The 22,608-nt window shown below is 66.4% G+C and carries 20 protein-coding genes and 2 pseudogenes; 9 read left to right on the top strand and 13 right to left on the bottom strand.

The window, feature by feature from the left end:
- The first annotated feature begins 23 nt into the window (after positions 1-23).
- Positions 24-1,160, top strand: a complete 1,137-nt coding sequence (locus tag F3J18_RS08555) for an NAD(P)/FAD-dependent oxidoreductase (RefSeq protein WP_166912526.1) — start codon at positions 24-26, stop codon at positions 1,158-1,160.
- Between the two features lie 30 nt (positions 1,161-1,190).
- On the opposite strand, the gene F3J18_RS08550 is transcribed toward F3J18_RS08555, so the two are convergent.
- Both F3J18_RS08550 and F3J18_RS08545 read right to left on the bottom strand, forming a co-directional pair.
- The gene (locus F3J18_RS08550) at positions 1,191-1,829 is read right to left on the bottom strand and encodes an isochorismatase family protein (protein ID WP_166912524.1); all 639 of its coding nucleotides are present in this window, start codon (positions 1,827-1,829) and stop codon (positions 1,191-1,193) included.
- Between the two features lie 96 nt (positions 1,830-1,925).
- Entirely contained in the window at positions 1,926-2,804 is an 879-nt protein-coding gene (locus F3J18_RS08545) for an AraC family transcriptional regulator (RefSeq protein ID WP_166912572.1), read from the bottom strand.
- Positions 2,805-2,984: 180 nt separating this feature from the next.
- On the opposite strand from F3J18_RS08545, the gene F3J18_RS08540 reads away from it, so the two are divergent.
- A complete protein-coding gene (locus F3J18_RS08540; RefSeq protein WP_166912522.1) occupies positions 2,985-3,872 on the top strand; it encodes an NmrA family NAD(P)-binding protein in 888 nt (295 codons plus the stop codon).
- Between the two features lie 21 nt (positions 3,873-3,893).
- Here the strand turns inward: F3J18_RS08540 and F3J18_RS08535 are convergent, their stop codons facing one another.
- On the bottom strand, positions 3,894-4,775 hold the full coding sequence (locus F3J18_RS08535; protein WP_166912520.1) for a LysR family transcriptional regulator: 882 nt from the start codon (positions 4,773-4,775) through the stop codon (positions 3,894-3,896).
- A gap of 211 nt (positions 4,776-4,986) precedes the next feature.
- Here F3J18_RS08535 and ampC point away from each other — a divergent pair.
- Both ampC and F3J18_RS08525 read left to right on the top strand, forming a co-directional pair.
- A pseudogene (gene ampC / locus F3J18_RS08530) lies at positions 4,987-6,072 on the top strand (class C beta-lactamase); the annotation flags it as partial.
- A 44-nt stretch (positions 6,073-6,116) separates the two neighbouring features.
- Positions 6,117-6,485: a cupin domain-containing protein gene (locus tag F3J18_RS08525; RefSeq protein ID WP_051598221.1), complete on the top strand. Its 369-nt coding sequence runs from the start codon at positions 6,117-6,119 to the stop codon at positions 6,483-6,485.
- A gap of 38 nt (positions 6,486-6,523) precedes the next feature.
- Here F3J18_RS08525 and F3J18_RS08520 read toward each other — a convergent pair whose 3' ends face one another.
- Entirely contained in the window at positions 6,524-7,357 is an 834-nt protein-coding gene (locus tag F3J18_RS08520) for an oxidoreductase (protein ID WP_166912516.1), read from the bottom strand.
- A 94-nt stretch (positions 7,358-7,451) separates the two neighbouring features.
- Here F3J18_RS08520 and F3J18_RS08515 point away from each other — a divergent pair, with 94 nt between their 5' ends.
- Positions 7,452-8,423 carry an AraC family transcriptional regulator gene (locus F3J18_RS08515; protein ID WP_166912514.1) on the top strand — a complete coding sequence of 324 codons (972 nt, stop codon included), beginning with the start codon at positions 7,452-7,454 and terminating at the stop codon, positions 8,421-8,423.
- Between the two features lie 67 nt (positions 8,424-8,490).
- Positions 8,491-8,973, top strand: a complete 483-nt coding sequence (locus tag F3J18_RS08510; RefSeq protein ID WP_025097389.1) for a GNAT family N-acetyltransferase — start codon at positions 8,491-8,493, stop codon at positions 8,971-8,973.
- A 36-nt stretch (positions 8,974-9,009) separates the two neighbouring features.
- Here the strand turns inward: F3J18_RS08510 and F3J18_RS08505 are convergent, their stop codons facing one another.
- From F3J18_RS08505 to F3J18_RS08485, 5 genes are read right to left on the bottom strand one after another with little or no spacing between them, the layout of a single operon-like run.
- Entirely contained in the window at positions 9,010-9,726 is a 717-nt protein-coding gene (locus F3J18_RS08505) for an immunity 52 family protein (protein WP_166912512.1), read from the bottom strand.
- An 8-nt stretch (positions 9,727-9,734) separates the two neighbouring features.
- Positions 9,735-10,316 (bottom strand): restriction endonuclease fold toxin 5 domain-containing protein, encoded by a 582-nt coding sequence (locus tag F3J18_RS08500; RefSeq protein ID WP_166912510.1) that lies wholly within the window; start codon positions 10,314-10,316, stop codon positions 9,735-9,737.
- Positions 10,222-10,680, bottom strand: coding sequence for a hypothetical protein (locus F3J18_RS08495; protein ID WP_166912508.1), 459 nt, complete (start codon positions 10,678-10,680; stop codon positions 10,222-10,224). The genes F3J18_RS08500 and F3J18_RS08495 overlap by 95 nt, the downstream gene beginning before the upstream one ends.
- Positions 10,664-11,221, bottom strand: a complete 558-nt coding sequence (locus F3J18_RS08490) for a DUF4123 domain-containing protein (RefSeq protein WP_240154580.1) — start codon at positions 11,219-11,221, stop codon at positions 10,664-10,666. The genes F3J18_RS08495 and F3J18_RS08490 overlap by 17 nt, the downstream gene beginning before the upstream one ends.
- Positions 11,170-11,586 carry a PAAR domain-containing protein gene (locus F3J18_RS08485; RefSeq protein WP_166912506.1) on the bottom strand — a complete coding sequence of 139 codons (417 nt, stop codon included), beginning with the start codon at positions 11,584-11,586 and terminating at the stop codon, positions 11,170-11,172. The genes F3J18_RS08490 and F3J18_RS08485 overlap by 52 nt, the downstream gene beginning before the upstream one ends.
- Before the next feature lie 196 nt (positions 11,587-11,782).
- On the opposite strand from F3J18_RS08485, the gene F3J18_RS08480 reads away from it, so the two are divergent.
- Positions 11,783-12,544 (top strand): hypothetical protein, encoded by a 762-nt coding sequence (locus F3J18_RS08480; protein WP_166912504.1) that lies wholly within the window; start codon positions 11,783-11,785, stop codon positions 12,542-12,544.
- A gap of 85 nt (positions 12,545-12,629) precedes the next feature.
- Here the strand turns inward: F3J18_RS08480 and F3J18_RS08475 are convergent, their stop codons facing one another.
- Complete coding sequence (locus F3J18_RS08475) at positions 12,630-13,424, bottom strand: OmpA family protein (protein WP_166912502.1); 795 nt, start codon at positions 13,422-13,424, stop codon at positions 12,630-12,632.
- An 82-nt stretch (positions 13,425-13,506) separates the two neighbouring features.
- Positions 13,507-19,986 carry a YadA-like family protein gene (locus F3J18_RS08470; RefSeq protein ID WP_166912500.1) on the bottom strand — a complete coding sequence of 2,160 codons (6,480 nt, stop codon included), beginning with the start codon at positions 19,984-19,986 and terminating at the stop codon, positions 13,507-13,509.
- Positions 19,987-20,628: 642 nt separating this feature from the next.
- On the opposite strand from F3J18_RS08470, the gene F3J18_RS08465 reads away from it, so the two are divergent.
- On the top strand, positions 20,629-21,174 hold the full coding sequence (locus F3J18_RS08465) for a recombinase family protein (protein WP_046575115.1): 546 nt from the start codon (positions 20,629-20,631) through the stop codon (positions 21,172-21,174).
- An 11-nt stretch (positions 21,175-21,185) separates the two neighbouring features.
- Here the strand turns inward: F3J18_RS08465 and F3J18_RS08460 are convergent, their stop codons facing one another.
- Both F3J18_RS08460 and F3J18_RS08455 read right to left on the bottom strand, forming a co-directional pair.
- Positions 21,186-21,653 (bottom strand): YaiI/YqxD family protein, encoded by a 468-nt coding sequence (locus F3J18_RS08460; protein ID WP_166912498.1) that lies wholly within the window; start codon positions 21,651-21,653, stop codon positions 21,186-21,188.
- A gap of 55 nt (positions 21,654-21,708) precedes the next feature.
- A pseudogene (locus tag F3J18_RS08455) lies at positions 21,709-22,368 on the bottom strand (MFS transporter); the annotation flags it as partial.
- 10 nt (positions 22,369-22,378) lie between these two features.
- Between F3J18_RS08455 and F3J18_RS37805 the strand changes: the two are divergent.
- Positions 22,379-22,608: hypothetical protein (locus F3J18_RS37805; protein ID WP_205195357.1), on the top strand; the 230-nt coding region annotated here is incomplete at its 3' end.

The following is a 22,608-nucleotide window of genomic DNA, read 5'->3' as shown; positions in this document are numbered from 1 at the left end:
GTCGCGAATCAACGAGGGTCAGGATGACGACTTCCATTGCAATCATCGGAGCAGGGCTGGGTGGCTTGGTACTGGCGCGGGTGCTGCATGTCCACGGCATCGCCGCGACGGTTTACGAGGCCGATGTATCGGCCGAGGCGCGCAAGCAGGGCGGCATGCTCGATATCCACGAGCACAACGGGCAGGTCGCGCTTCGTGCGGCGGGGCTATATGAGGCCTTTGTGGCGCTGATCCATCCCGGCGGGCAGGCCTCGCGCGTGTTTGACAAGGATGGCGTGCTGCTGTACGAGCAAGCCGATGACGGCACGGGCGGGCGCCCGGAAGTGCTGCGCGGCGAGTTGCGACGGATCCTGCTGGAATCGTTGCCGGAAGGCGCGGTGAGATGGGGGCACAAGCTGAACGAGGTGGTGCCGATTGATGGTGGCCGGCATCGGATGCGCTTCGTCAACGGCACGGAGGCGAGCTGTGACCTGCTGGTGGGTGCCGACGGCGCGTGGTCCAGGGTGCGTGCGCTGCTGTCGGACGCGAAGCCGGAGTACACGGGCACGAGCTTCGTCGAAACCTACCTGCTCGATAGCGATGCGCGCCATCCGGCGAGCGCGGAAGCCGTGGGCGGCGGCGCGCTGTTCGCGCTGGCGCCGGGCCGGGGCATCTTCGCGCATCGCGAACCGGCGGGGGTGTTGCATGCCTATGTGGCCTTGAACAAACCTCGCGAGTGGATCGATGCGATCGATTTCTCCGATTCGGCGGCGGCGCGGGCTGCCGTTGCCGGTGAATTCGAGGGCTGGGCGCCGGCGTTGACGGCCCTGATCACGGCAGGTGATTCGGCGCCGGTGGCTCGGCCGCTGTATTCACTGCCGAGCGCGCATCGCTGGGATCGCGTGCCGGGCGTGACCTTGCTGGGCGACGCGGCGCATCTGATGATCCCTTCGGGCGAGGGCGCGAACCTGGCGATGTTCGATGGCGCGCTGCTGGCGCAGGCGATTGCCGCGAGCCCGGACGATATCGAGGCGGCGCTGGCGGCGTATGAACGGGAGTTGTTCCCGCGCAGCGCGGCCGAGGCGGAGCAGGCGGAACCGATGCTCGCCGAGATCTGCCTCGGCGCCGAGGCGCCCTGGAGCCTGGTGGATTTCTTTACCGACAATCAGCCGGCCGAATGAGTCAGGCTTCGGGGTTCCGCCTTATGCCGCTCATTGAGGAAACCCGATCATGCCCGAGCGCGACAGCGTGATGTTCTTGCTCACATTGGCCGGCGCATTGGCCAGGACCCAGGCCGTCGAGAGTTCTCCGAACGATTCCTTGCTCGACATGCCGTCCACTGCCACCACGACCTTGAAGCCGCGCAATGCCGCCTCGCTCGCGGTAAACAGCACGGCGCCGTGCGCCACCGTGCCGGCGATGATCACGGTCTGAATCCCCTTCGCTTTCAAGGCGGCCTCGAGATCGGTGTTGAGGAATTTGTCCACGCCGGATTGCACGACCTTCTCGTCGCCCTTGGCGGCAATGGCTGGCGGTACCGCGGCGAGCGTGCCGGTGCTGGTCAGCGTATAGACGGTCATCAGGTTCGCGTGGCGCGCTTTCTCCAGCAGGCCGGCGACGGCCGGCAGCGAGGCGGCGCAATCGGGGCGCTCCTTCTCGTTGCAGGTGCTGACATCGAAATCGAGCAGCAGGAGCGCGGTGTGAGCGGGATCGGTGACGGAAACCGACTTCAGCACCGGCGGCGGGGGCGTCGGAACCGACTTCCACGAATCGATGATGTCGGCTTGCGCCGCGCCGCAGAAGGGCAGGGCAAGGGCGAATGCGCACAAGGCATGTCGAATGCGTTGCATGGAGTCTCCGTGTGACCGTGTCGGTCGGATCGCGTGAGTCTACTGCCTCAAGCATTCAGGAACATGACGGCGCAAGCGGCTCGTGCCGCTGCCGGCTCACGCTTGCTGGATATCCTTGAGGATCTCCCTGGGCGTCACCCCCAGCATGCGCTTCATCCAGTGCGCCATATGGCTCGCATGCGCGAAGCCGCAATCGAGCGCGATCTGGCTGACCGGAAGCTTGCCTTGTAGAAGCAGCCGCTTCGCGCGCTCGACGCGCTTCTCCACCACGAATCGATGCACGGGCGTCCCGAACGTTCGCCGGAACAGCAACTTGAAATGCGGCACGCTGAGCCCGGCAACCTCGGCCAGCTCGGCGAGCGTCAGGCTCCGGTCGAGATGCGCATCGATATAGTCGATCACGCGCATCGCAGCGCTTCGGTTCAAGGCTGGCTTGGTCGATCGCGAAGCTGAGTCCTCATCTCCATCCGCGAGCCGGATGATCATCGCCACGCCCAGGCTTTCCGCATAAAGCGCGTCGGACGCAAACGGCGCTTCGAGTTCTGCGCGCAGGGCCCAGGCGAGATGCTGGAAACGCGGATCGCGCCACTGAAGACGCGGCGTGATCCGCGCGACGGCGCCGCGTCGATCTAGCCGTGACAGCGTGCGTTGCGCGAATTCCTCGGTGAAGGCGATCCGCAGGATCGTGCAGCTTGCATCGTCGGCCCATTGGCCGTCGAGGCCGGCCGGAATCACGTCGACGTCGCCCTGGCTCTGGATGCGCGAGGACCGGCGGCCGTCGCAGCGGCAATGCGCGCTCACCGGCGCGCCGATATGCATGCCGACGCGATGCTCGGCCGCCGCCGGCACGCGATGCACGCCCGCGCCGATGCCGACCAGCTCGGCGCCGAAGCCAGACCAACCGAGCCGGTCGCTCGACAGCAGGCGCTCGCGCGCACCGGCCTGGAATCTCTCGGCAGGGTTGATCGCATTCACGGTTGGCACCTCGGCAGCCACGGTTTCGCGCATTATGCATCGATCCCCGGCGGCTGGCCTGCCGCCGCGCCGCGCCGCGCGGCCGTCATCCATTCCTGCTGATCAGCATCCGTTCCTGCGCGAATCGCCCGTGATGCTGCGATACGCTCGATTCCTCCCCAATGAAACAGGAGTCGAACGATGTACGTGATCCTTGGCGCGGCGGGAAAAGTCGGACAAACCACGGCGACGGCATTGCGGCAGGCATCGCTGCCGGTGCGGGCCGTGGTGCGCGATGCGGCGCAAGGCGCCGCGCTGGCGAGCGTCGGCTGCGAGGTGGTGCTCGCCGATCTGCACGATCAGTCAGCGCTCGATCGTGCGCTGGACGGCGCGCAGGCCGTTCAGGTGCTGGTTCCGCTGCCACGGGACGATGCGCGCCCAGCCGACACGATGCGCAAGACTATCGACGTCACCGCGCGTGTGCTGGCCGCGCATCGCCATCTGCACGTGCTGGCCTTGTCCGATTACGGCGCCGAGCTCGACGCCGATACCGGCATCACGAAGCTGTTCCATCATCTCGAGGCAGCCTTGCGGGATGTGTCGCCCAGGCTCACGCTGTTGCGCTCGGCGGAGCATATGCAGAACTGGGCGCGCGTGTTGCCGGTGGCCTTGTCGAGCGGCGTGCTGCCGAGTTTCCACGATCCCGTCGACAAGCGCTTCCCGACCATCTCGGCGGGCGATGTCGGCGTGGTTTCGGCGCGTCTCCTGAGCGATGGGCCGAGCGCCGCGGCAACGCGCATCGTGAGCATCGAGGGGCCGGCACGCGTCACCGCGAACGATGTCGCGCAATCGATCGAGAAGGCCAGCGGCCGCCCCGTCAAGGCGCTGGCGCTGCCTCGGGATCAATGGGCGTCGGTCCTCGCCCAGGGCGGTGCGAGCGAGCAGCACGCGCAACTGATCATCGACCTGTTCGATACGCACAACGCGGGACGCATCGACGTCGAGGCGGATGCCGGCGAGCGCGCGTTCGGCACCACGTCGCTGGACACGGCGATCGCCGCGATGGTGGCTTCGGCCAATGGGCGATGACGCTAGCACCTCGGCTTGGCCTCATGCGGCCGCGCCTTCCTCCTCGGCCTGCTTCACGATCCACTGGTTGAACAACTGCATGGCGGGCGTGGCCGGCTTCCCCTTCTGCCGGATGAGCCAGTAGCTGCCCGCCTGCACTTCGATATCGAACGGCCGCACCAGGCGCCCCGTGGCGAGGTCTCGCGCGAACATCGAGGCGGGCGCGAGCGCCACGCCGGCGCCTTGCGTCGCCGCCTCGACCATCAATCGCGACGAGTCGAACACGGCACCTCGCGCCGGCATCGGCGCGAGCCCCGCCTTCGCGAACCAGTTCATCCAGTCGTCGGCGCGATAGGAGCGCAGCAGCGTTTCCCCGACGAGATCGGCGGGCACCCGCAGGCGCTGCGCGATGTCCGGCGCGCACAGCAGCGAGAGCGGCGCGTCGAACAGCTTCTGCGCGCGCGTGCCGGGCCAGTTGCCGTCGCCGAAGCGGATCGCGCAATCGAGGCCTTCGGCGGCCAGGTCGACCAGGTTGTTGTTCGTCATCAGGCGCAGCTCGACGAAGGGATGCAGCGCATGGAAGGACCGCAATCGCGGCATCAGCCATCCCACCGCGAAAGTACCCACGGCACCCACTGTCAGCACCTCGTGGAAGTGTCCGCCCTCGAACTGCCGCAGCACGGATTCGATGCGGTCGAAGGCATCGCTGAGCACGGGGCGCAGTGCGAGTCCTTCGTCGGTCACCGCCAGGCCGCGCGGCAGGCGCTTGAACAAGCTGACGCCGAGCCGTTCCTCCAGCGCGCGAACCTGCTGGCTGACGGCGGCCTGGGTGACGTTCAGTTCCTGCGCGGCGCGCGTGAAGCTCAGGTGCCGCGACGAGGATTCGAAGGCGCGCAGCGCGTTCAGGGGCAAATTGGGGCGCATGAGGATGTCATAAGTTTTTCTAGGGCAATGGACAATTTATCATCGTTTGTCGCCTGGCCCCGAAACCGCGATAGTGGCGGCTCTTCAGCCCAGCTTTCGATAAGGACGCCACACGATGAAGTTCAGCAAGATGATGCCCGCCATGACCCAGGCGGTTCTGTTCTGCGCCGCGGGCGCGATGCTCGGTATCGCCGACACGGCCTTCGCGGCCGCCGATCGCGTCCAGGCCGTGGTGGACGAGACCATACGTCCGCTTATGACGGAGAAGCAGATCCCGGGCATGGCGGTGGGCGTGGTGGTGGACGGCAAGGCGCACGTCTTCAACTACGGCGTGGCGTCGAAGGAAAGCGGCCGGCCCGTCACGAACGCGACGCTGTTCGAGCTCGGCTCGGTATCCAAGACCTTCACGGCCACGCTGGCATCGCTGGCCGAGGTCGACAAGCAACTGTCGCTCAGCGACAAGGTGGAAACCTATCTGCCGCCGCTGAGCGGCAGCGATTTCGGCAAGGTGCGCCTGCTCGATCTCGGCACGCATACGGCCGGCGGCCTGCCCATCCAGGTGCCTGACGACGTCCACGACGAAGCCGAGCTGATCAGCTACCTGAAGCACTGGCATGCCGCTCATGCACCGGGCACCTTTCGCACCTACTCGAACATCAGCATCGGGACGCTGGGCATCCTGACCGCGAACCGCCTGCAGCAGGATTCCACCAGCCTGATGGAAGGGCGGCTGTTTCCGGGCCTGGGCCTGAAGAACACCTTCATCGACGTGCCGGCCGCGCGCGAGGCCGATTACGCGCAAGGTTATACGGCCGCGGGCAAGCCGATCCGCATGAAGATGGAGGTGGTGGGACGGGAGGCCTATGGCGTCAAGTCGACGGCCGGCGACCTGCTGCACTTCATGCAGGGCAACATGAAGCTGATCCCGCTCGAAGCGTCGCTGCAACGCGCGGTGACGCAGACGCATACCGGCTACTTCCAGGCCGGGCCCATGACGCAGGACCTGATCTGGGAGCAGTATCCCTATCCGGTCGCGCTGAAGACGCTGCTGACCGGCAACGGCCCGGCGATGATCTTCAAGGGCATGAAGGTGACGGAAATCCGTCCGCCCGAGGCGCCGCGGGATGATGTCTGGATCAACAAGACGGGCTCCACCAACGGCTTCTCGAGCTATGTCGCGTTCGTGCCCGCCAAGCGGATGGGCATCGTGATCCTCGCGAATCGCAGCTATCCGATCGAGGACCGCGTCGCCGCCGCGTACCGGATCCTGACCGCGCTCGATAGAGCCGGGCAGTAATCATGCGAAGCGCAACGACGAGGCATATCCGCCACGGCGTGTCGATGCTCGCGGCACTGGTGATGTTGCAGGCGGCCGACGCGGCGCCTCCCGAGGCCCGAGAAACGGTCGTGCTGCAACGCGTTCCCGTGCCGGACACCGATCGCGAGATGGGAATGGGCGTGGCCGTGTTTCCGCCCAACGCGAGCAAGCCGCGTCACAAGGCGAGCGGGCCGGAGCTCTGCTACGTGCTCGAGGGCGAGGTGACGGTGCGTGTCGATGGGCAGCCGCCCAGGCGATTCCGCGCCGGCGAAACCTTCCAACTGCCGGCCGATGTCGTGCACGTGACGACGGCCGGCCCGGCAGGAGCGAAGGTCGTCGCGGCCTGGGTGCATACGCCGGGCAAGCCCTTCAATCTCCCAGCGCCGGATTGAAGGCGAAGCGCGCGATGGATCGCGCGCTTCGTCTGTCTTCAACCATCGGTCGAGACCGTCACGCCTTCCCAGGCACCGATCTCATCTTCCATCGCCGACAACTTGCTACGCACCAAGCCGAGTGCATCGCTGCCCAGCAGCAGATGCGCCGGCGGCTGCTCGGCGTCGATCGCCACCAGCATCGCGCGCGCGGCCTTGACCGGGTCGCCCAGCTGCTTGCCGCTCTTTTCCTCGCGCGCCTGGCGGATCGGATCGAAGATCGCGTCGTAGTCGGCGATCGAGCGCGGCGTGCGCGCCATCGAGCGGCCGGCCCAGTCGGTGCGGAACGAGCCCGGCGCAACGGCGGTCACGGCGATGCCCAAGGCGTGCACTTCCTTGCCGAGCGCCTCCGAAATGCCCTCCAGCGCGAACTTGCTGCCGCAGTAGTAGGTGATGCCCGGCATGGTGATATAGCCGCCCATCGAGGTGATGTTCACGATGTGGCCATGGCGACGTTCGCGCATGAAGGGCAGCACCGCCTTCATCATCGCCACCGCGCCGAACACGTTCACGTCGAACTGTCGGCGCAGGTCCGACAGCGGCGACTCCTCCATCACGCCTTCGTGTCCATAGCCGGCGTTGTTGACCAGCACGTCGATCGGGCCGACCTTCGCCTCGATCTCGGCGACGACGCCGTCGATGGCGTCGAAGTCGGTCACGTCGAGCACGCGCGCGACGGCGGCGCCCGGCGACAGCGACTCGAAATCGCGCCTGGCCTCGTCGCTCCTGACCGTGCCGACCACCATGTGGCCCGCCGCCAGGGCTTCCCGCGCGAGCGCGCGGCCGAATCCGCTGCTGACGCCGGTGATGAGCAGAATTTTGCTGGATGCCATCGAAGGGACTCCCGAATGTCGATAGGAGCATGCATACTAGTCTGGAAAGCGGCGCCGGATAAGCCGGATTCCGCTATTTTTATTGCCTAAAACTATGAGCATGACGCGCAACCCTGCAGAACCCACGGAGCTTTCCGCCCGCGACCGCAAACGCATGGTTGCCTTGCTGCGGGACCTGGCTCCCGACGAGGGCTACAACCTCACCGCCTTGCCGAGCGTGCGCATCCTGCGTTCGAACCGGGCGCTGTCACGCACGCCGGTGCTGTACGACCCGGGCATCGTGATCGTCTGCCAGGGGCGCAAGCGCGGCTACTTCGGCGAGCAGTTGTATCTGTATGACGAGCAGCATTACCTGGCCGTGTCCGTGCCGGTGCCGTTCAGCATGGAAACCGAGGCGACGCCGGAGCGTCCCTTGCTCGCGCTCTACCTGCACCTCGATTTCACGGTGGCCGCCGAACTGGCGGCGCAGATCGATCGCGAAGGCACGGCCGAGCCGGTGCGCGCTCCGCAAAGCATGATGTCGACGCCGATGGACGACGCCATGCAGGCTTCCGTGCTGCGTTTCCTGGAGGCGATGCATCGTCCGCTCGAAGCGGCGGTGCTGGGGCCGGGCCTGTTGCGCGAGCTGTATTTCCGGGTGCTGACCGGGGCGCAAGGCGCGTCGATGCGCGAGGCGCTGGCGATGCGCGGGCAGTTCGGCCGGATCGGGCGTTCGCTGCGCCTGATCCACGCCGCTTATGCGCAGCCGCTGGACGTCGCGCAACTGGCCGGCGAGGCCGGCATGAGCACGCCGAGTTTTCACAGCCACTTCAAGGCGATCACGCAGGTTTCGCCGATGCAGTACCTGAAGTCCACGCGCCTGCACCAGGCTCGCCTGCTGATGCTTCGCCAGGACCTGACCGCGGAAGCGGCGGGGCACGCGGTGGGCTACACGAGCGCCTCCCAGTTCAGTCGCGAATTCAAACGGCTGTTCGGTGCCACGCCGGCCGCCGAAACGCGGCGGATGCGCGAGAGCTTCGCGATTCCCGAGCCGTTCGAGGGCGCGGTTTATGTGTCGTCGCATTGAGTCGACGCGGCGGTATCGACTACCATCCTTGGCTTGTGACTTCATTGCCTGCCTGGAACCCGATCTCATGTCGCTGAATATCCGAACCGCCGGCGTCGACGACGCGGCACTCATCCTGCGCTTCATCACCGAACTCGCCATTTATGAAAAGGCGGAAGACAAGGTCGAGGCGACTGTCGAGAGCATCGAGACATCGCTGTTCGGTCCGCAATCGCCCGCGAAGGCGTTGATCTGCGAGCTCGATGGCAAGGCGATCGGCTTCGCCGTGTATTTCTTCTCGTATTCGACGTGGCAGGCGAAAGCGGGGCTGTACCTGGAGGATCTGTATATTTCGCCCGACGCGCGAGGCCATGGCGCCGGCAAGCGGATGCTGCAGCATCTTGCGGGGATTGCGATCGAGAAGGGCTGCGGGCGCTTCGAATGGAGCGTGCTGGATTGGAACGAGCCGGCTATCGTTTTCTACAAGGCGCTTGGCGCCAAACCGCAAAGCGAGTGGGTTCGATATCGGCTCGAGGGGGATGAGATTCGCGCGTTGGCTGTGTCGGCGTGAGAATTTGCGTCGTCGATCGGGGTGCGGTGAGAGCGCTTATAAGCTGAGATAGGTCGGCAGCAGGTCGTGGTCGACGAGTCGAATCTCGATGCGGTTCGCGATCTCGACATGCTCGGGATTGTCGGCTGAGAACACTTCATCCACGACGCTGACGATGATCGTGCCGGTTTGCTTGCGGCCGGCGGAGGGGATGGGAATGAGCGCCCTTGCTTCGGGGACCTGTTGCGTGGTGATTCGGTGCGGCAAGTAGAGCATCCAGCCGACGCCGGGTTTGTCGTCGAAAACTTGCTTGAGCACGTATTTCTCATCGGACACGTCGACGAGCAGCGGCCCGAAAACCTCGACGATTTTCGCGACGAGATCCGCAACCGCCCGATAGTCTTGCCATGCTGGCCCGCGAATATTGATCGACAGCCTATCGGGAATGGTTTTGTCGGCGATGTGGCAGGAAATCGAGGCGCCCTTGCTGGTATCCCTGTTTCCATCCCATAAGGCGGCATAGGTGAAGGCGTGCTCGCCGCGAAATGCCTCGCGAAGCACCGCCAGGGCAGCGGGGGTCGCCTCGCCATTGGCGTCGTAAACCTGGTAGAGCATCGCTTCTTCCAGCGTGTCTCCTTTCAGGCGCCAGTTCTCTGCGCGAAGGGATGAGTCGTAGCTGGCAAGTTTTGCGGCGATAGGTGAAATTCGCGCAAGCATGCCCGCGAAGTCGTCTGCCAGGAGTGACGGATCGCGAAAGCTGGCGATGATGTTCATGGGCTGCCTCAAGGGTGGACGATTGACGGTATGCCAAGGTGCCGCAAGGTGAGCATCATGCGACTCTGTGTGAGAGGTGTCTGGAAATACCACATCAGGCGGGTTGGCGGCTTGGCACGAACAAGGCTGGCCTGTTTCTCCGCTGCGGCCTCCATCGATTCGAATCCCTTGAAGAATTTATAGGCCGTAGGGATAGAGCCATCGAGAAACTGATCGTAGTTGCCCTTCGCTTCCTGCAACAAGCATTGACCCGGCACGAAGCCGTCGAAGTCGATATTCAGCCACGCCCACTCCTCGCTCCAGCCTTCGGCAACGCTATAAGGCCGCCCGGTAACGCGTCCCTGGTATTCGCGCGGTGCCGCGTTCATCGAGTGGAAGCGTTTGACAGCCAAGCCGGACTCGGGTGGACAGCGTTCGCAACGCTCTGCCGTGCGCGGGACAGCATGTGCCGATGCCCTTGCCTCGATATCGTCGTCCGCTGCGTCGCCGGACAGGCTAGCGGTTCCTGCTCCGCCCAACAGCGCCGCGCCAATACGCATCAAGAGCGGCCCAAATTCCATTGCGGCGCCTTCGATGAGCGGTACTGCCATGCCGGCCATTGTGATTTCCTCGGAGGTAGTCGGGATGATTGATATGCCACCTGATCACGCGCAGGTAGTCATGAAAACGCTCGTCTGGATGGCGGCCCGGCCGCTTTAGCCAGCGTCGCGTCGCCGGTCTTTGATAGAAGCCAGGTGAAAACGCCTCGAGGCGAAGGAATGCCGCGACGTTTTCATCCGTCGAGATGCCGATTTCCTGAGCCGCGATATACGCGCGCCATAGCCGGTCTGACAGCGTGTGATCCGCAGCCAACGGAGCGTTTTCCGTGACGAGTGCATGCCGGATGCGTTCGATGTAATTTTTCGCATCGATACGTGCCATTGCCGCGAATTGCTCGCTAGATAGGGTGAGCATTGCGTGTTATCTCGATCAGATGGCCATCGTATTCAACGAGCCAGTCGAATACCGTCACGAAGAATGCAAGTCGCTGCACGGGAGTCATCACCGAGGCAATCGATGGCATGAGCCGAGCGTCATGGAAACGAAGCAGCGCAAGCTGACCATCGGGCAACTCGACATCCAGATTCGCCCGAAGATGATCCGCCAATGCCGTCATCGGATACGCGCTGATCAGCCAGGACACGCCAAGCGAACTGGCCGCCAAGGACGAAAGCGCTGTGCTCACCGACATGGATGTCGCTTCGCAATCGACCAGCCAGGGGCCGGCATTGGCCACCGATTCGTCGGGCGTATCGTCGAGCAAGGCGAGGCACGCCGCCGTTCTGTCAGGGACAGTGCCGTTCCGGTCTTGATAGAGCACGCCGTCGAACAGCGCATACAGCCGCACCGGCACCGTGTGTTGCCGGCGTCTGGCGAAATAGGCTTCGATGCACGGTGACATGATCATCCCCGAACGATCATCGTCATCGCGTTCCTTGCCGCTGTCGTCATGCATGCCTTGCACAGCGTCGGAGGCGAAGACGGGAAGGCTGCCGCAGCGGCAACGATGTTGTCGTGCCTATCGATGTACGCATCGGCCTCGCCGTCATCGTCGATCGTGTTGGTCGACTGCGAGGCAATCAGGACGGCGCCGCATGCCGTTCGCATTCCCTCGACGGCGGTATCTCGCCCGTGGATTCTGTGGGGATATCGGCGTTGTATAGGACGTATCGGGAAAACACCTTGGCATTGCGGACAACTTACCTTGTGTCCGACGCCGGCGACAGGTTTTCCCTGGATGGTCGCGGACGGCTCGCCCTCGAGGACGCAGCCGCCATGCGTTGTCGTGTCGCCAGCACAAATGATCGCTCGTCTAGCCAATTGATCCTCCCTTTGCTCGGTGCCCGGGTACGGAATGTACCTCCATCACCCCGGAGAGAATCTGTCGGCGATCATGCTCGGTGCATCTCTTATTTCGGAAACGGGCGCCGGTCGATCATGAAGAATCGTTTCACTCTGCCGCTCAAATCACCGACAATCCACACGACGCCCGATCGTGCGTAATCACGGATAGCCGATGAAACCCTTCCGCCATCTCCTCCACGCCATCCTCTGCGCAGCCTCGCTGGCCGCGTCCACCGCCCATGCCGGCGGTTGGTACGAAGTCCGGAACTACACCGGCACGATCGGCAGCCTGCCGATCCATCTATCGCTGCAGACCTACACCGAACTGAATCACGACGAGCCTCGTCGATCGCAGGTCGACGGCAGCTACTACTACGACGCCCATCGCCTCGCCATCCCCTTGCAGGGCAAGCGCCAGGCCGACGGCAGCATGCTGTTATGCGAAGCCGTGGCACCGGCATCCTTCGGCGATTCGCCCAAGGTTCCCGCGGCCTCGCCGGCGCATCCCGTCCCTTGCCCGATTTCACTGACGCCGAACGACAACGGCGCTACCGGCGAGTGGCGCGACGGCAAGCACGTCCTGCCGATCGCGTTGCAGCAGGTCGGCACGCTCGACGATACCCATTCCGACAAGACACCCAGTGTATCGGGCACGGTCGAGATCCCGATGTGGCATCACACCGGCAAGCACCTGCTGCTGGGTATCTACGAATCGTCCAGCGCGTGCCCGCTGTCGATGGCGCGCCTGCGCCTCGTCAATATCCGAAGCGGGCAGACCGACAAGGAATTGAAGCTGGAATGCGGCGCGGGCACGGTGGCGACGTCGATCTATTCCAACGTCTATGCCGCGGACAATCCGCGCCACGTGACCATTATCTTCGAGGGCGGTTATCACGGCATGGGCGACGACCGCGAGGTGGCGGTCGAGCCCTGAGCGTTCCGCGGAAGACGGCCCGGATCGGCGCCGCCGCTTGGCAATGACCCGCCCGAGGTGAAGCGGTGCGAGCGGGCAGCATGCTTCAATGCCGGCCTTTCACCGTAACCGAGACGCGCCGGTCGGGTTGCAGGCAGGCGATCACGGCCGCACTCTCTCCATCGGGGCAGTGGGTGACGGGCTGGTCCGGGCCGACGCCCGTGGCGCGTATCAGAGCCGCGTCGATCCCGCGAGACGCCATGTAGCCGCGAATCGTATCCGCGCGATCCCGCGACAGTTGCTGGTTGTACGCGGCGGAGCCGATTCGGTCGGTATGCCCGACCACGTCGATTTCCGACACGGCATCGTGTTGCCTGATGCGATCGATGACGCGATCCAGCTCCACCTTGCCGGCCGGCAGCAGCGAGGCGAGATCCGATTTCCCGAACGCGAACAGCGCATCCGTTTCGAGCGAGAAGGTCTCGATCGTCACGGCTTGGTCGTCGGGCTGGACCGTCGCGGCCGGGGACGTCCGCAGGAAATCCGCGCACGAAGCCTCGCGCCAATAGGTGCCGGCGACCTTCATGTGCTCGTCGAACTGCACCTGGAACTGGCAGGCGCGGGTCTTGCCGTCGCGCCGGAACGCGAACAGGTAGTTCCAGACGCGGTTGCCCACGAACCATTCATTGAAATGCGGCGGCCCGATCAGGTCGACGACCTGGTCCTTGTTCAAACCGGCGCCGACATTGCGCAGGTTCTCGAGATTGACGAAGGTGCCTCCCGCCGGCGAAGCGGATTGGCTGTCGGGAAAGCGCGGCGGTTGATGCGGCGCCGCGCAGCCGGCCAGGGTCATGGCTGCCGCGAGGCCCAGGAGGAAAACCGCGGTCGATCGAATGTTCATGATGAGGATCGCTTTTCATGTGAGAGGTTGGCGGGGCCGTGTGCGCCGGCCCCGCCATGTCGGTCGAATCACCGGCTGTCGATCACCATTGATACCCCGCGCCCACCACGGCGCCGTAGAAGCTGCGGGTGTTGGTCGTGACGGCGGCCTTGTAGATCCAGTGGTTGTTCTCGGAGATCGTCGAGACCCCGATCGCCTGCCCCGACTGGCCTCGATAGAGGCTGCCCGCGATCGCCACCATGCTCTTGCCCGGTCCCGACGGTTGCGGCAGCCCGGCCACGGCCATCGCGGCCGCCGTGCCGGCGTCGGCGTCGCGGCGCAAGCCCTGGATCTGGCTGTCCGTGTAGCTGTTGGCCTGGGACACCGCCGAATTCAACTGCTGGACGTTGACCGCATCGGTAGGCGCCGTGCCTGCCGCCACGTTGCTGACCTGCCGCGGCGAATCCGGCGCGCCCACCGACACGACGTTCGAGCGCCCTTCGTCGGTGCTGCCCGAGCCGATCGCCGCCGAGTTGGTGCCGGTCGATACCGCGCCGGCGCCGATCGCCGTCGAGTTGGCGGCCGAAGCCGTCGAGCCGTTGCCCACGGCGGTGCTGCTGGCACCGGAGGCGACCGCGCCATTGCCGCCCGCCGAGGAGTTCGAACCCGACGACGAAGGCGGCGTGGTCGATCCCGGTGTGGACGGGAAGCCGCCGTTGTTGTTGATCAGGGTGAGCAACTGCTGGTTCACCGCCTGCAACTGGCTGACGTTGACGGCGTCGGTGCCGGCCACGCCGGCTGCCAGGCCGGTGATCTGGCGATTGCCGATGTTGACTTCGCCCACCGAGGATTGCGGCGAGGCGAGGCCGTAGCCGATGTAGTTGCTGAGCGCGCCCACCGTGGTGACCGATCCCGCGCCCAGGGCCACGCTGTTGGCGAAGGTGGACTGCGCGCCGGCGCCCAGCGCCACGGCATTGAGCGCGGTGCTCTGCGCGCCGGAGCCGAGCGCGACGGCGGCGGCGCTGGTGGCCAGCGCGTTCGCGCCCTGCGCGATCGACTGCGCGCCGCCGGCGGTCGCGCCGCTGCCCAGCGCCAGCGCGTCCGCCTGGGCCGATTCGGCCTTCTCGCCGATCGCGACGCCGCCCGGCGCCGTCGCGTCGACCACCGCCCCGTTGCCGATCCCCACGCCGTTGTCGCCGTTGACCACCGTGGTCGGGCCCACCGCGATCGACTGGTTGCCCACCGCCAGCGAATCCGGCGCGGTCGAGTTCGCGTGGAAGTAGGCCGTCGAGGTGACGGCGACCGACTGAATCGCGCCGCTCAACTGGCGCAGCGTGACGGCGTCCTGCGCCTGCGTACCGTCCGCGACGTTGATGATCTGGCGATAGGTGCTGGTGGTCGCGTTGCCCACCGAGACCGCGCCGAGCAGCGTCCGGTCGGAGGTGTTGAACGGGATCGCCGCGCTGCCGGCGGTGATCGAGCCCGAGGACGAGGCCACCGTGCGATCCGACACGGAGCCGGCGCCGAGCGCGACGCCGTTGGCGATCGTCACGCTCGATTGCGCGCCCAGGCTCGTCGAGTTGTCGGCTTGCGACTGGGCACCGTTGCCGGCGGCGAGGCTGCTGGCGCCCGTCGCGACGGCCAGCGGGCCGACCGCGATGCTGTTGGTGCCGGTGGCCTGGCTGTCGGCGAGCGTGGAGTTGGCGTGGAAGTACTTGATGCCGCCGCCGTTGATCACTCCGCCGACGGTGTTCTCGACATTGGTCAGGTTGCTGTCGAGCCCGCCGAGCGCGTCGCCGACGTTGTTGTAGGTGTTGCCCTGCACGGTGTATGTCGGTGCCGAGATGCCGGCGCCCGGCGTATAGGTCGCGCCGCCGCCGAGTGCCGAGGCGAGGGTCGAGCCGGTGGCGTTGCCGGCCGAGGCGACCGAGAACAACTGCGAGCCGTTCACGGCATCCGTGGACGAAGCCGACACCACGCCGGCGGCGACGTTCTGGACCTGCCGCTCCGCCCCGGCTGCGCCGACCGACACGACTGAAACCGGCGCCGTCGCGGCGGCGGTGCCGCCGGTCAGGTCGAAGCTGCCGGTATGCGGCGCGGCGGTCGTCGAGCCGGCGCCCAGCGCGACGTCGCCTGCGCGGCTCGCCTGGGCGCCCGCGCCGATGGCGAGCGACGAGGTGCCGGTCGAGGTTGCCTGAGGCCCGATGGCCACGCTGTCGGTGCCGGCCGCCAGGCTGTCGGCCAGGGTCGAATTCGCGTGGAAGTACTTGATGCCGCCGCCGTTGACGGCGCCGCCGATGGTGTTCTCGACATTGGTCAGGCTGGTGTCGAGGCCGCCGAGCGCATCGCCGACGTTGTGGTAGGTGTTGCCCTGCACGGTGTAGCTCGGTGCCGATACGCCGGCGCCCGGCGTATAGGTCGCGCCGCCGCCCAGCGCCGAGGCGAGGGTCGAGCCGGTTGCGTTGCCGGCCGAGGCGACCGAGAACAACTGCGAGCCGTTCACGGCATCCGTGGACGAAGCGGACACCACGCCGGCGGCAACGTTCTGGATCTGCCGCTCCGCGCCCGCGGCGCCGACCGACACGACCGAGGCCGGCGCCGTTGCGGCGGCGGTGCCGCCGCTCAGGTCGAAGGCACCCGTGTGCGGGGCCGCGGTCACCGAGCCCGAGCCCAGCGCGACGGCGCCGGCGTTGCTGGCCACCGCGTTCGCGCCGAGCGCGAGCGAGTTCGCCGGGCCGGCATTGGCACCATTGCCCATGGCTACCGCGCTGGCTCCGGCCGCCGTTGCATTGACGCCGACGGCCAGCGCATTGATGCCGCTCGCGCCGTCGTTGTTGAAGTTCGCTTGCTGCGTGCCGTTGTCGTTGACGCTGAAATAGTGCGTCTTCGCGCCGTTCACCGAGGTCGAAAGCGAGGTCGACAAGGATGCGACGTTGCTGTTGGTGGTCGACAGGCCCGTCGACAAGGAGCCGATGCCGGTGGACGTCGACGTCGACAAGGTATTCACGGCCGTGTTGGTGGCGAACAGTTGCGAGCCGTTGATGGCATCGGTGCTGGCCGCCGTGACGCGCCCCGCCGCCACGTTCGTGATCTGGCGTTCGGCGCCCGGCGCGCCGACGCTCACCACGCTCGCCGGTGTCGTGCCCGCGTAGTTGTAGCTCGTGCCGCCCACCGTGTCGCTGGCCGTCGGATTGGGGGCGGCGGTGGTCGCGCCGGCGCCCAGCGCCACGTCGCCCGCGTTGCTCGCGATGGCCCCCTGACCGATGGCCACAGCGTTCGCGCCGGTGCCTTGCGCGCCATTGCCCACGGCCACCGCGCTCGCCCCCGCCGCCGTCGCGTTCACGCCGGCGGCCAGTGCGTTGATGCCGGTCGCGCCGTCGTTGTTGTAGTTCGCCTGCTGTGTGCCGTTGTCGTTGACGCTGTAGTAGTGCGTCTTCGCTGCATTGACGGCGGTGGAGGTGGAGGTCGACAGCGACGCCACATTGCTGTTGGTCGTCGTCAAGCCGGTGGACAGGGATGCCACGCTCGTGCTGGTCGAACTCGACAGGGAGGCGATCGAACTCGTGGCCCCGGAAAGCCCGGTCGACAGTGATGTCACGTTGCTGTTGGTGCTCGACAAGCCCGTCGACAAGGAGCCGATGCCGGTCGCGGTCGAAGTCGACAGGCTGTCGATCGCGGTGTTGGTGGCGAACAGTTGCGAGCCGTTGATGGCGTCGGTGCTCGCTGCCGTGACACGTCCCGCCGCCACGTTGGTGATCTGGCGCTCGGTACCCTGCGCGCCGACGCTCACCACGCTGGCGGGCGTGGTGCCCGCATAGTTGTAGCTCGTGCCGCCCACCGTGCCGCTGGCCGTCGGATTGGAGGCGGCGGTTGTCGATCCGGCGCCGAGCGCAACCGCCCCGGCATTGCTCGCGATCGCACCTTGGCCAATCGCAACGGCGTTCGCGCCGGCGCCTTGCGCGCCATCGCCCACCGCCACCGCGCTTGCCCCCGCCGCGGTGGCGTTGGTGCCGGCAGCCAGCGCGTTGATGCCGGTCGCGCCGTCGTTGTTGAAGTTCGCCTGCTGCGTGCCGTTGTCGTTGACGCTGTAGTAATGCGTCTTGGCGGCATTGACGGCCGTCGAGGTGGAGCTCGAGAGCGACGCCACGCTGCTGTTCGTCGTCGACAAGCCGGTGGACAGCGATCCCACGCTCGTGCTGGTCGAACTCGACAGGGAGGCGATCGAACTCGTGGCGCCGGAAAGCCCGGTCGACAGCGAGACCACATTGCTGTTGGTGCTCGACAAGCCCGTCGACAAGGAGCCGATGCCGGTGGCCGTCGAAGTCGAGAGGCTGTCGATCGCGGTGTTGGTGGCGAACAGTTGCGAGCCGTTGATCGCGTCGGTACTGGCTGCCGTGACGCGCCCCGCCGCGACGTTGGTGATCTGGCGCTCCGCGCCTGCGGCTCCCACGCTGACCACGCTGGCGGGTGCCCCGCCTGCGTAGTTGTAGCTCGTGCCGCCTACCGTGCCGCTGGCCGTCGGATTGGGCGCGGCGGTGGTCGATCCGGCGCCGAGCGCGACGGCCCCGGCATTGCCCGCGCTCGCACCCTGGCCAATCGCAACGGTGTTCGCGCCTGCGCCTTGCGCGCCATTGCCCACCGCCACCGCGCTCGCCCCTGCCGCGGCGGCGTTGGTGCCGGCGGCCAGCGCGTTGATGCCGGTCGCGCCGTCGTTGTTGAAGTTCGCCTGCTGCGTGCCGTTGTCGTTGACGCTGTAGTAGTGCGTCTTCGCCGCGTTGACCGCGGTGGAGGTGGACGTCGACAGCGAGGCGATCGAACTGGTGGCGGTCGACAGGCCACTCGACAAGCCGCTCGACAGGGAGACGACGCTGCTGTTGGTCGACGACAAACCGGTGGACAGGGAGCCGATCCCCGTCGAGGTGGAGGTGGACAGCGAGACGAGCGAACTGGACGCGGTGGACAGGCCGGTGGAGGTCGAGGTCGACAGGCTGTTGATGGCGGTGTTGGTCGCGAACAGTTGCGAGCCGTTGATCGCATCGGTGCTCGTGCCGGTGACACGTCCCGCCGCGACGTTGGTGACCTGGCGCTCGGCGCCCTGTACCCCGACGCTGACCACGCTGGTGGGCGTGGTGCCCGCGTAGTTGTAGGTCACGCCGCCCACCGTGCCGGTCGCGGTCGGATTGGGCGCCGCGCTCGCCGAGCCCGAGCCCAGCGCCACGTCGCCGGCATTGTTCGCCACCGCGCCGGAGCCGAACGCGACCGAACCCGCGGCACTCGCGGTCGAGGTGTTGCCCAAGGCCAGCGAACCGTTGCCCGTCGCGACATTGGCATTGCCAAGCGATACCGCTCCCTGGCCGGTTGCCGTGTTGTTCGCGCCCATCGCCACCGCGCCGGTGCCGGTAGCCGTATTGGGATCGCCGATCGCGACTGCCCCGTTGCCATTGGCCGTATTGCCCACGCCGACCGACACGGCCTTGCCGCCGGTGGCCACCGCGCTCTGACCGATCGCGACCGCGCCGGCCGCATTGGCATTCGCGCCGTCGCCCATCGCCACCGCGCTCGCGCCCGATGCCGCGGCGTTATTGCCGGCCACCAGCGCGTTGGCCCCCGAGGCGTTCGCGTTCTGGCCGATCGCCACCGCGTTCGCGGCGCTGGCGGTGCTGCGCATGCCGACTGCCGTGGCATTGGTGGCGGAGGCCGTGGTCAGGCCGCCCAGCGCCGTGGCGCCTGCCACCAGGGCATTGGCGTTGTCGCCGAAGGCCGATGTCGAGGCGCCTTTCGCATGTGCCGCGGAACCCATGGCGGTGGCGGCGCCCGGCGCGACCGCGAGATCCAGCGGATCGAGGCCGACGAAGCTGGTGGTATTGGAGGGATTGCTTTTCTGGAAGATCAGCCCGGTGCCCGTGCCCTGGGCGCTGGCGGCCGTGCCTACCGCCTGGTCCTGGTTGCTCGCGGCGCTCGAGTTGGTGCCGACTGCGATGGATTCGAGCCCGGTGGCCGCGGCCGCCGCGCCGACAGCGGTCGCGAACTGCCCCGAAGCAGTCGTCTTGCCGCCGTTCGCCACGCCGCCCACCGCCACGGCGTTCTGCGCGCTGGCCACCGTGTTGTAGCCGATCGCGACCGAGGTCGAACCGGTCGCGTTCGCCTGCACGCCGACGGCCGTGGCCAGGCCGGCCGCCTGGCTCATGAAGCCCAGTGCCGTGCCGTAGTCGCCGCTCACGCGGGTACCCGCGCCGAACAAGGTGGCGGCGAGAACGTTGTTGGCGTTCGCGCCGCAGCCGGCCACCGAGCTGAAGAAGCCGCTGCCGTCGGTCAGGGTGGCGGTCAAGGAGGTACCGTCGGCCCCGGTGAAGGTCTGGGCGCCTGTCGACGCATTGCAGACCACGCCGCCGTCGGTATAGAACACCGACGCGTGGGCGGACCAAGGCACCAGGACCGCGGTACTCGCCAGCGCCAGGGCGGCCAGGGCACCGCGTTTTTTCGTGCCCGGCCGGCTCGGCTTGCCGCGGGCGGCATCGAGCTCGGAAGCCGCCACCCAGGCGCCGAGCGCGTCGTTCCAGATGGTTCGATAGGATTTATTCACGTAGTCACCTCACCCGATATCACGCAGCAGGATTGAAAATCCAACAGAAAATGATTCGATTTATGTAAATTTTTCGATGAATTTATCGAAATAAAGCAAATGAAATGCGTGTATTTCTCGGCGAATTTTTATCGAAATTGATCCGACATCAATTCGACTTCGCGTATCGTTATTCGATGCAGGGATGAAGCGTGTTCATTCCCGCCAGAAACGGCTCGACCTGACACCGCGACGCCTTTACGGGCGAAGGGGCGGGGCGGGAGCGATCGCAAGCGGGCGGACAAAAACGTTCCTTTGTTCCAAATTGGAGGAAAGCTTCTGTAAGGACGAGCGAGGGCAGGCTGGGCAAAGGTGGGCGGGACGTGAAAGCGGGCGGACAAAAAGGAACCATTTTGTCCAGTAGAATTTGCACAACTTGACACAGTTGACAATGCCTGAAGCTTTGTCGCGATCAAATCGCGTCTAGCGATATAAGACGAGTCACCGTTTCAGCATCGATCACTGGCATCCTTTCCACGAGGATATTTTGGAAAATACGAAGCATCTCCCGGCCTTTGCTCGCCGGGATTCCACCGGAATCAAGGCTGCTCGCGCCACTTCTCCGGAAGCCCGGCATCGGACGCTTGTTATGGGAGCCACGGAATGCTGATCGGATACGCCCGGGTTTCAACCGAGGAACAGCATCTGGGGTTGCAGGTCGATGCGCTCCGGAAGGCCGGCTGTCACGAGATATTCATGGACCAAGGGATATCCGGCGCCAAATTCTCGCGGCCCGGACTCGAGACCGCCCTGGGCAACCTGGCGCCCGGCGATTGCCTGATGGTCTGGCGCCTGGATCGTCTTGGCCGATCCCTGGGCAAGCTGATCGATCTGGTCGCCGATCTCGAGCAGCGCGGCATCCAGTTCGAATCGCTGACGGAATCGATCAATACCAAGTCGTCCAGCGGTTTGCTGGTCTTTCACATGATGGCGGCGCTGGCGCAGTTCGAGAGGAACCTGATCAGCGAGCGGACTCGCGCCGGGATGGCGGCGGCGCGTGCGCGCGGCAGCCTGCTGGGCAGGAAGCCCGCGCTCGACTCCGCCCAGCGGCGCCTGGCGCTGGAGTTGCTGCAGGAAAAATCGGTGGCGGAGGTGGCGTCCCTGTTCGACGTCCACCCGAAGACGGTGAAACGAATCATGAAGGCCTGAGACGCTGGCCGTCAGCCCTTCGCGCCGGGCGCCGGCCCATGCTTGGCCAGGAAGCGATCCAATTGCCGCGCGAAAGCCTTGCTGTCCTGCGCGGAATAGGGCGGCGGCCCGCCCGTCTCGACGCCCGAGCTGCGCAACTGATCCATCACGTCGCGCATGGTCAGGCGCTCCTGGATGTTCTCGCGGCTGAACCAGTTGCCGCGCGGGTCGAGCACCTGCGCGCCCTTGTCGAGCGCGGCGGCGGCCAGCGGGATGTCGGCCGTGATGATCAGGTCGCCGGCCGCGGCCAGCTCGACGATGCGCTGGTCGGCCACGTCGAAGCCGGCCGGCACCTGCAGGGCCTTGATGAAGCGCGAGGGCGGCGTGCGCAGGAACTGGTTGGCGACCAGGGTGAGGCTGATTTCGAGGCGCTGCGCGGCACGAAACAGCATCTCCTTGACGACGACCGGGCAGGCGTCGGCGTCGACGAGCATCTGCATGACAGGATTCCGAAGGGAGGAAAACCGCCAGTTTACTGCGAGCGCGGCTCCGGCCTCAGGCCGATTCGGTGCAGACCGCCGGCCGTGCCGCTGCCTTCAGCCCGAACAGGCCGAGCGCGACGCTCGCCAGGCTCGCCGCGGCGGCCATCGCGACGGCCGCGTGCAGCCCGCCGACCATGTCGCGCGAGGCGGTTCCCGCCAGCGCCCCGAACAGCCCCACGCCCAACACGCCGCCAACCTGGCGCGCGGTATTCAGCAAGCCCGAGGCGATGCCGATCGTGGCCGGCTCGACGTGGGCCAGCAAGGCGGTATTGATCGACGGCACCGCCAGCGCGACGCCGACGCCGACCGCCAGCAACGGCAGCGACACCGCGAGCGTGCTGCTGTCGCGATGCAGCAGCATCAGCGCCAGGTAACCGGCCGCGGCCAGCAGCTGGCCGGCGAGCATCGGCAGGCGATAGCCGAATCGCGCGGTCAGCGAGCCGGACACGATGTTGGCCGCCGCCACCAGGGCCGTCATCGGCAGGAAGGCCAGCCCGGCCTGCAGCGGCGTGTCGTGGCGCACGTTCTGGAAGTACAGGCTCATCGCGAACATCAGGCCGTAATAGCCGAAGTTCAGCGACAGCCCCGTCAGGGCGCTGACGTTGACGACGGGAATCCGGAACAGCGTCATCGGCAGGAGCGGCTGCGGATGACGCCGCTCCACCGTCACGAACGGGCGCCCGATGACCCACCCGCGCGGCCCGCGGGCCGACAACCCTGTTAGCCGCCGCCACCCGGTCCGTCATCGGCCGGAAGGCCAGCCCGGCCTGCAGCGGCGTGTCGTGACGCACGTTCTGGAAGTACAGGCTCATCGCGAACATCAGGCCGTAATAGCCGAAGTTCAGCGACAGCCCCGTCAGGGCGCTGACGTTGACGACGGGAATCCGGAACAGCGTCATCGGCAGGAGCGGCT

The organism is Burkholderia sp. Ax-1720 (assembly GCF_011753035.1).
Classification (GTDB): domain Bacteria; phylum Pseudomonadota; class Gammaproteobacteria; order Burkholderiales; family Burkholderiaceae; genus Burkholderia; species Burkholderia gladioli.
This window is presented reverse-complemented; position numbering and strand designations above follow the sequence as displayed.

Bases quoted from the DNA above. Each gene is read 5' to 3' on its own strand.
- F3J18_RS08555 (WP_166912526.1), top strand. From the start codon at position 24: ATGACGACTTCCATTGCAATCATCGGAGCAGGGCTGGGTGGCTTGGTA.
- F3J18_RS08550 (WP_166912524.1), bottom strand. From the start codon at position 1,829: ATGCAACGCATTCGACATGCCTTGTGCGCATTCGCCCTTGCCCTGCCC.
- F3J18_RS08540 (WP_166912522.1), top strand. From the start codon at position 2,985: ATGTACGTGATCCTTGGCGCGGCGGGAAAAGTCGGACAAACCACGGCG.
- F3J18_RS08535 (WP_166912520.1), bottom strand. From the start codon at position 4,775: ATGCGCCCCAATTTGCCCCTGAACGCGCTGCGCGCCTTCGAATCCTCG.
- F3J18_RS08525 (WP_051598221.1), top strand. From the start codon at position 6,117: ATGCTCGCGGCACTGGTGATGTTGCAGGCGGCCGACGCGGCGCCTCCC.
- F3J18_RS08520 (WP_166912516.1), bottom strand. From the start codon at position 7,357: ATGGCATCCAGCAAAATTCTGCTCATCACCGGCGTCAGCAGCGGATTC.
- F3J18_RS08515 (WP_166912514.1), top strand. From the start codon at position 7,452: ATGAGCATGACGCGCAACCCTGCAGAACCCACGGAGCTTTCCGCCCGC.
- F3J18_RS08510 (WP_025097389.1), top strand. From the start codon at position 8,491: ATGTCGCTGAATATCCGAACCGCCGGCGTCGACGACGCGGCACTCATC.
- F3J18_RS08505 (WP_166912512.1), bottom strand. From the start codon at position 9,726: ATGAACATCATCGCCAGCTTTCGCGATCCGTCACTCCTGGCAGACGAC.
- F3J18_RS08500 (WP_166912510.1), bottom strand. From the start codon at position 10,316: ATGGCAGTACCGCTCATCGAAGGCGCCGCAATGGAATTTGGGCCGCTC.
- F3J18_RS08495 (WP_166912508.1), bottom strand. From the start codon at position 10,680: ATGCTCACCCTATCTAGCGAGCAATTCGCGGCAATGGCACGTATCGAT.
- F3J18_RS08490 (WP_240154580.1), bottom strand. From the start codon at position 11,221: ATGCATGACGACAGCGGCAAGGAACGCGATGACGATGATCGTTCGGGG.
- F3J18_RS08480 (WP_166912504.1), top strand. From the start codon at position 11,783: ATGAAACCCTTCCGCCATCTCCTCCACGCCATCCTCTGCGCAGCCTCG.
- F3J18_RS08475 (WP_166912502.1), bottom strand. From the start codon at position 13,424: ATGAACATTCGATCGACCGCGGTTTTCCTCCTGGGCCTCGCGGCAGCC.
- F3J18_RS08465 (WP_046575115.1), top strand. From the start codon at position 20,629: ATGCTGATCGGATACGCCCGGGTTTCAACCGAGGAACAGCATCTGGGG.
- F3J18_RS08460 (WP_166912498.1), bottom strand. From the start codon at position 21,653: ATGCAGATGCTCGTCGACGCCGACGCCTGCCCGGTCGTCGTCAAGGAG.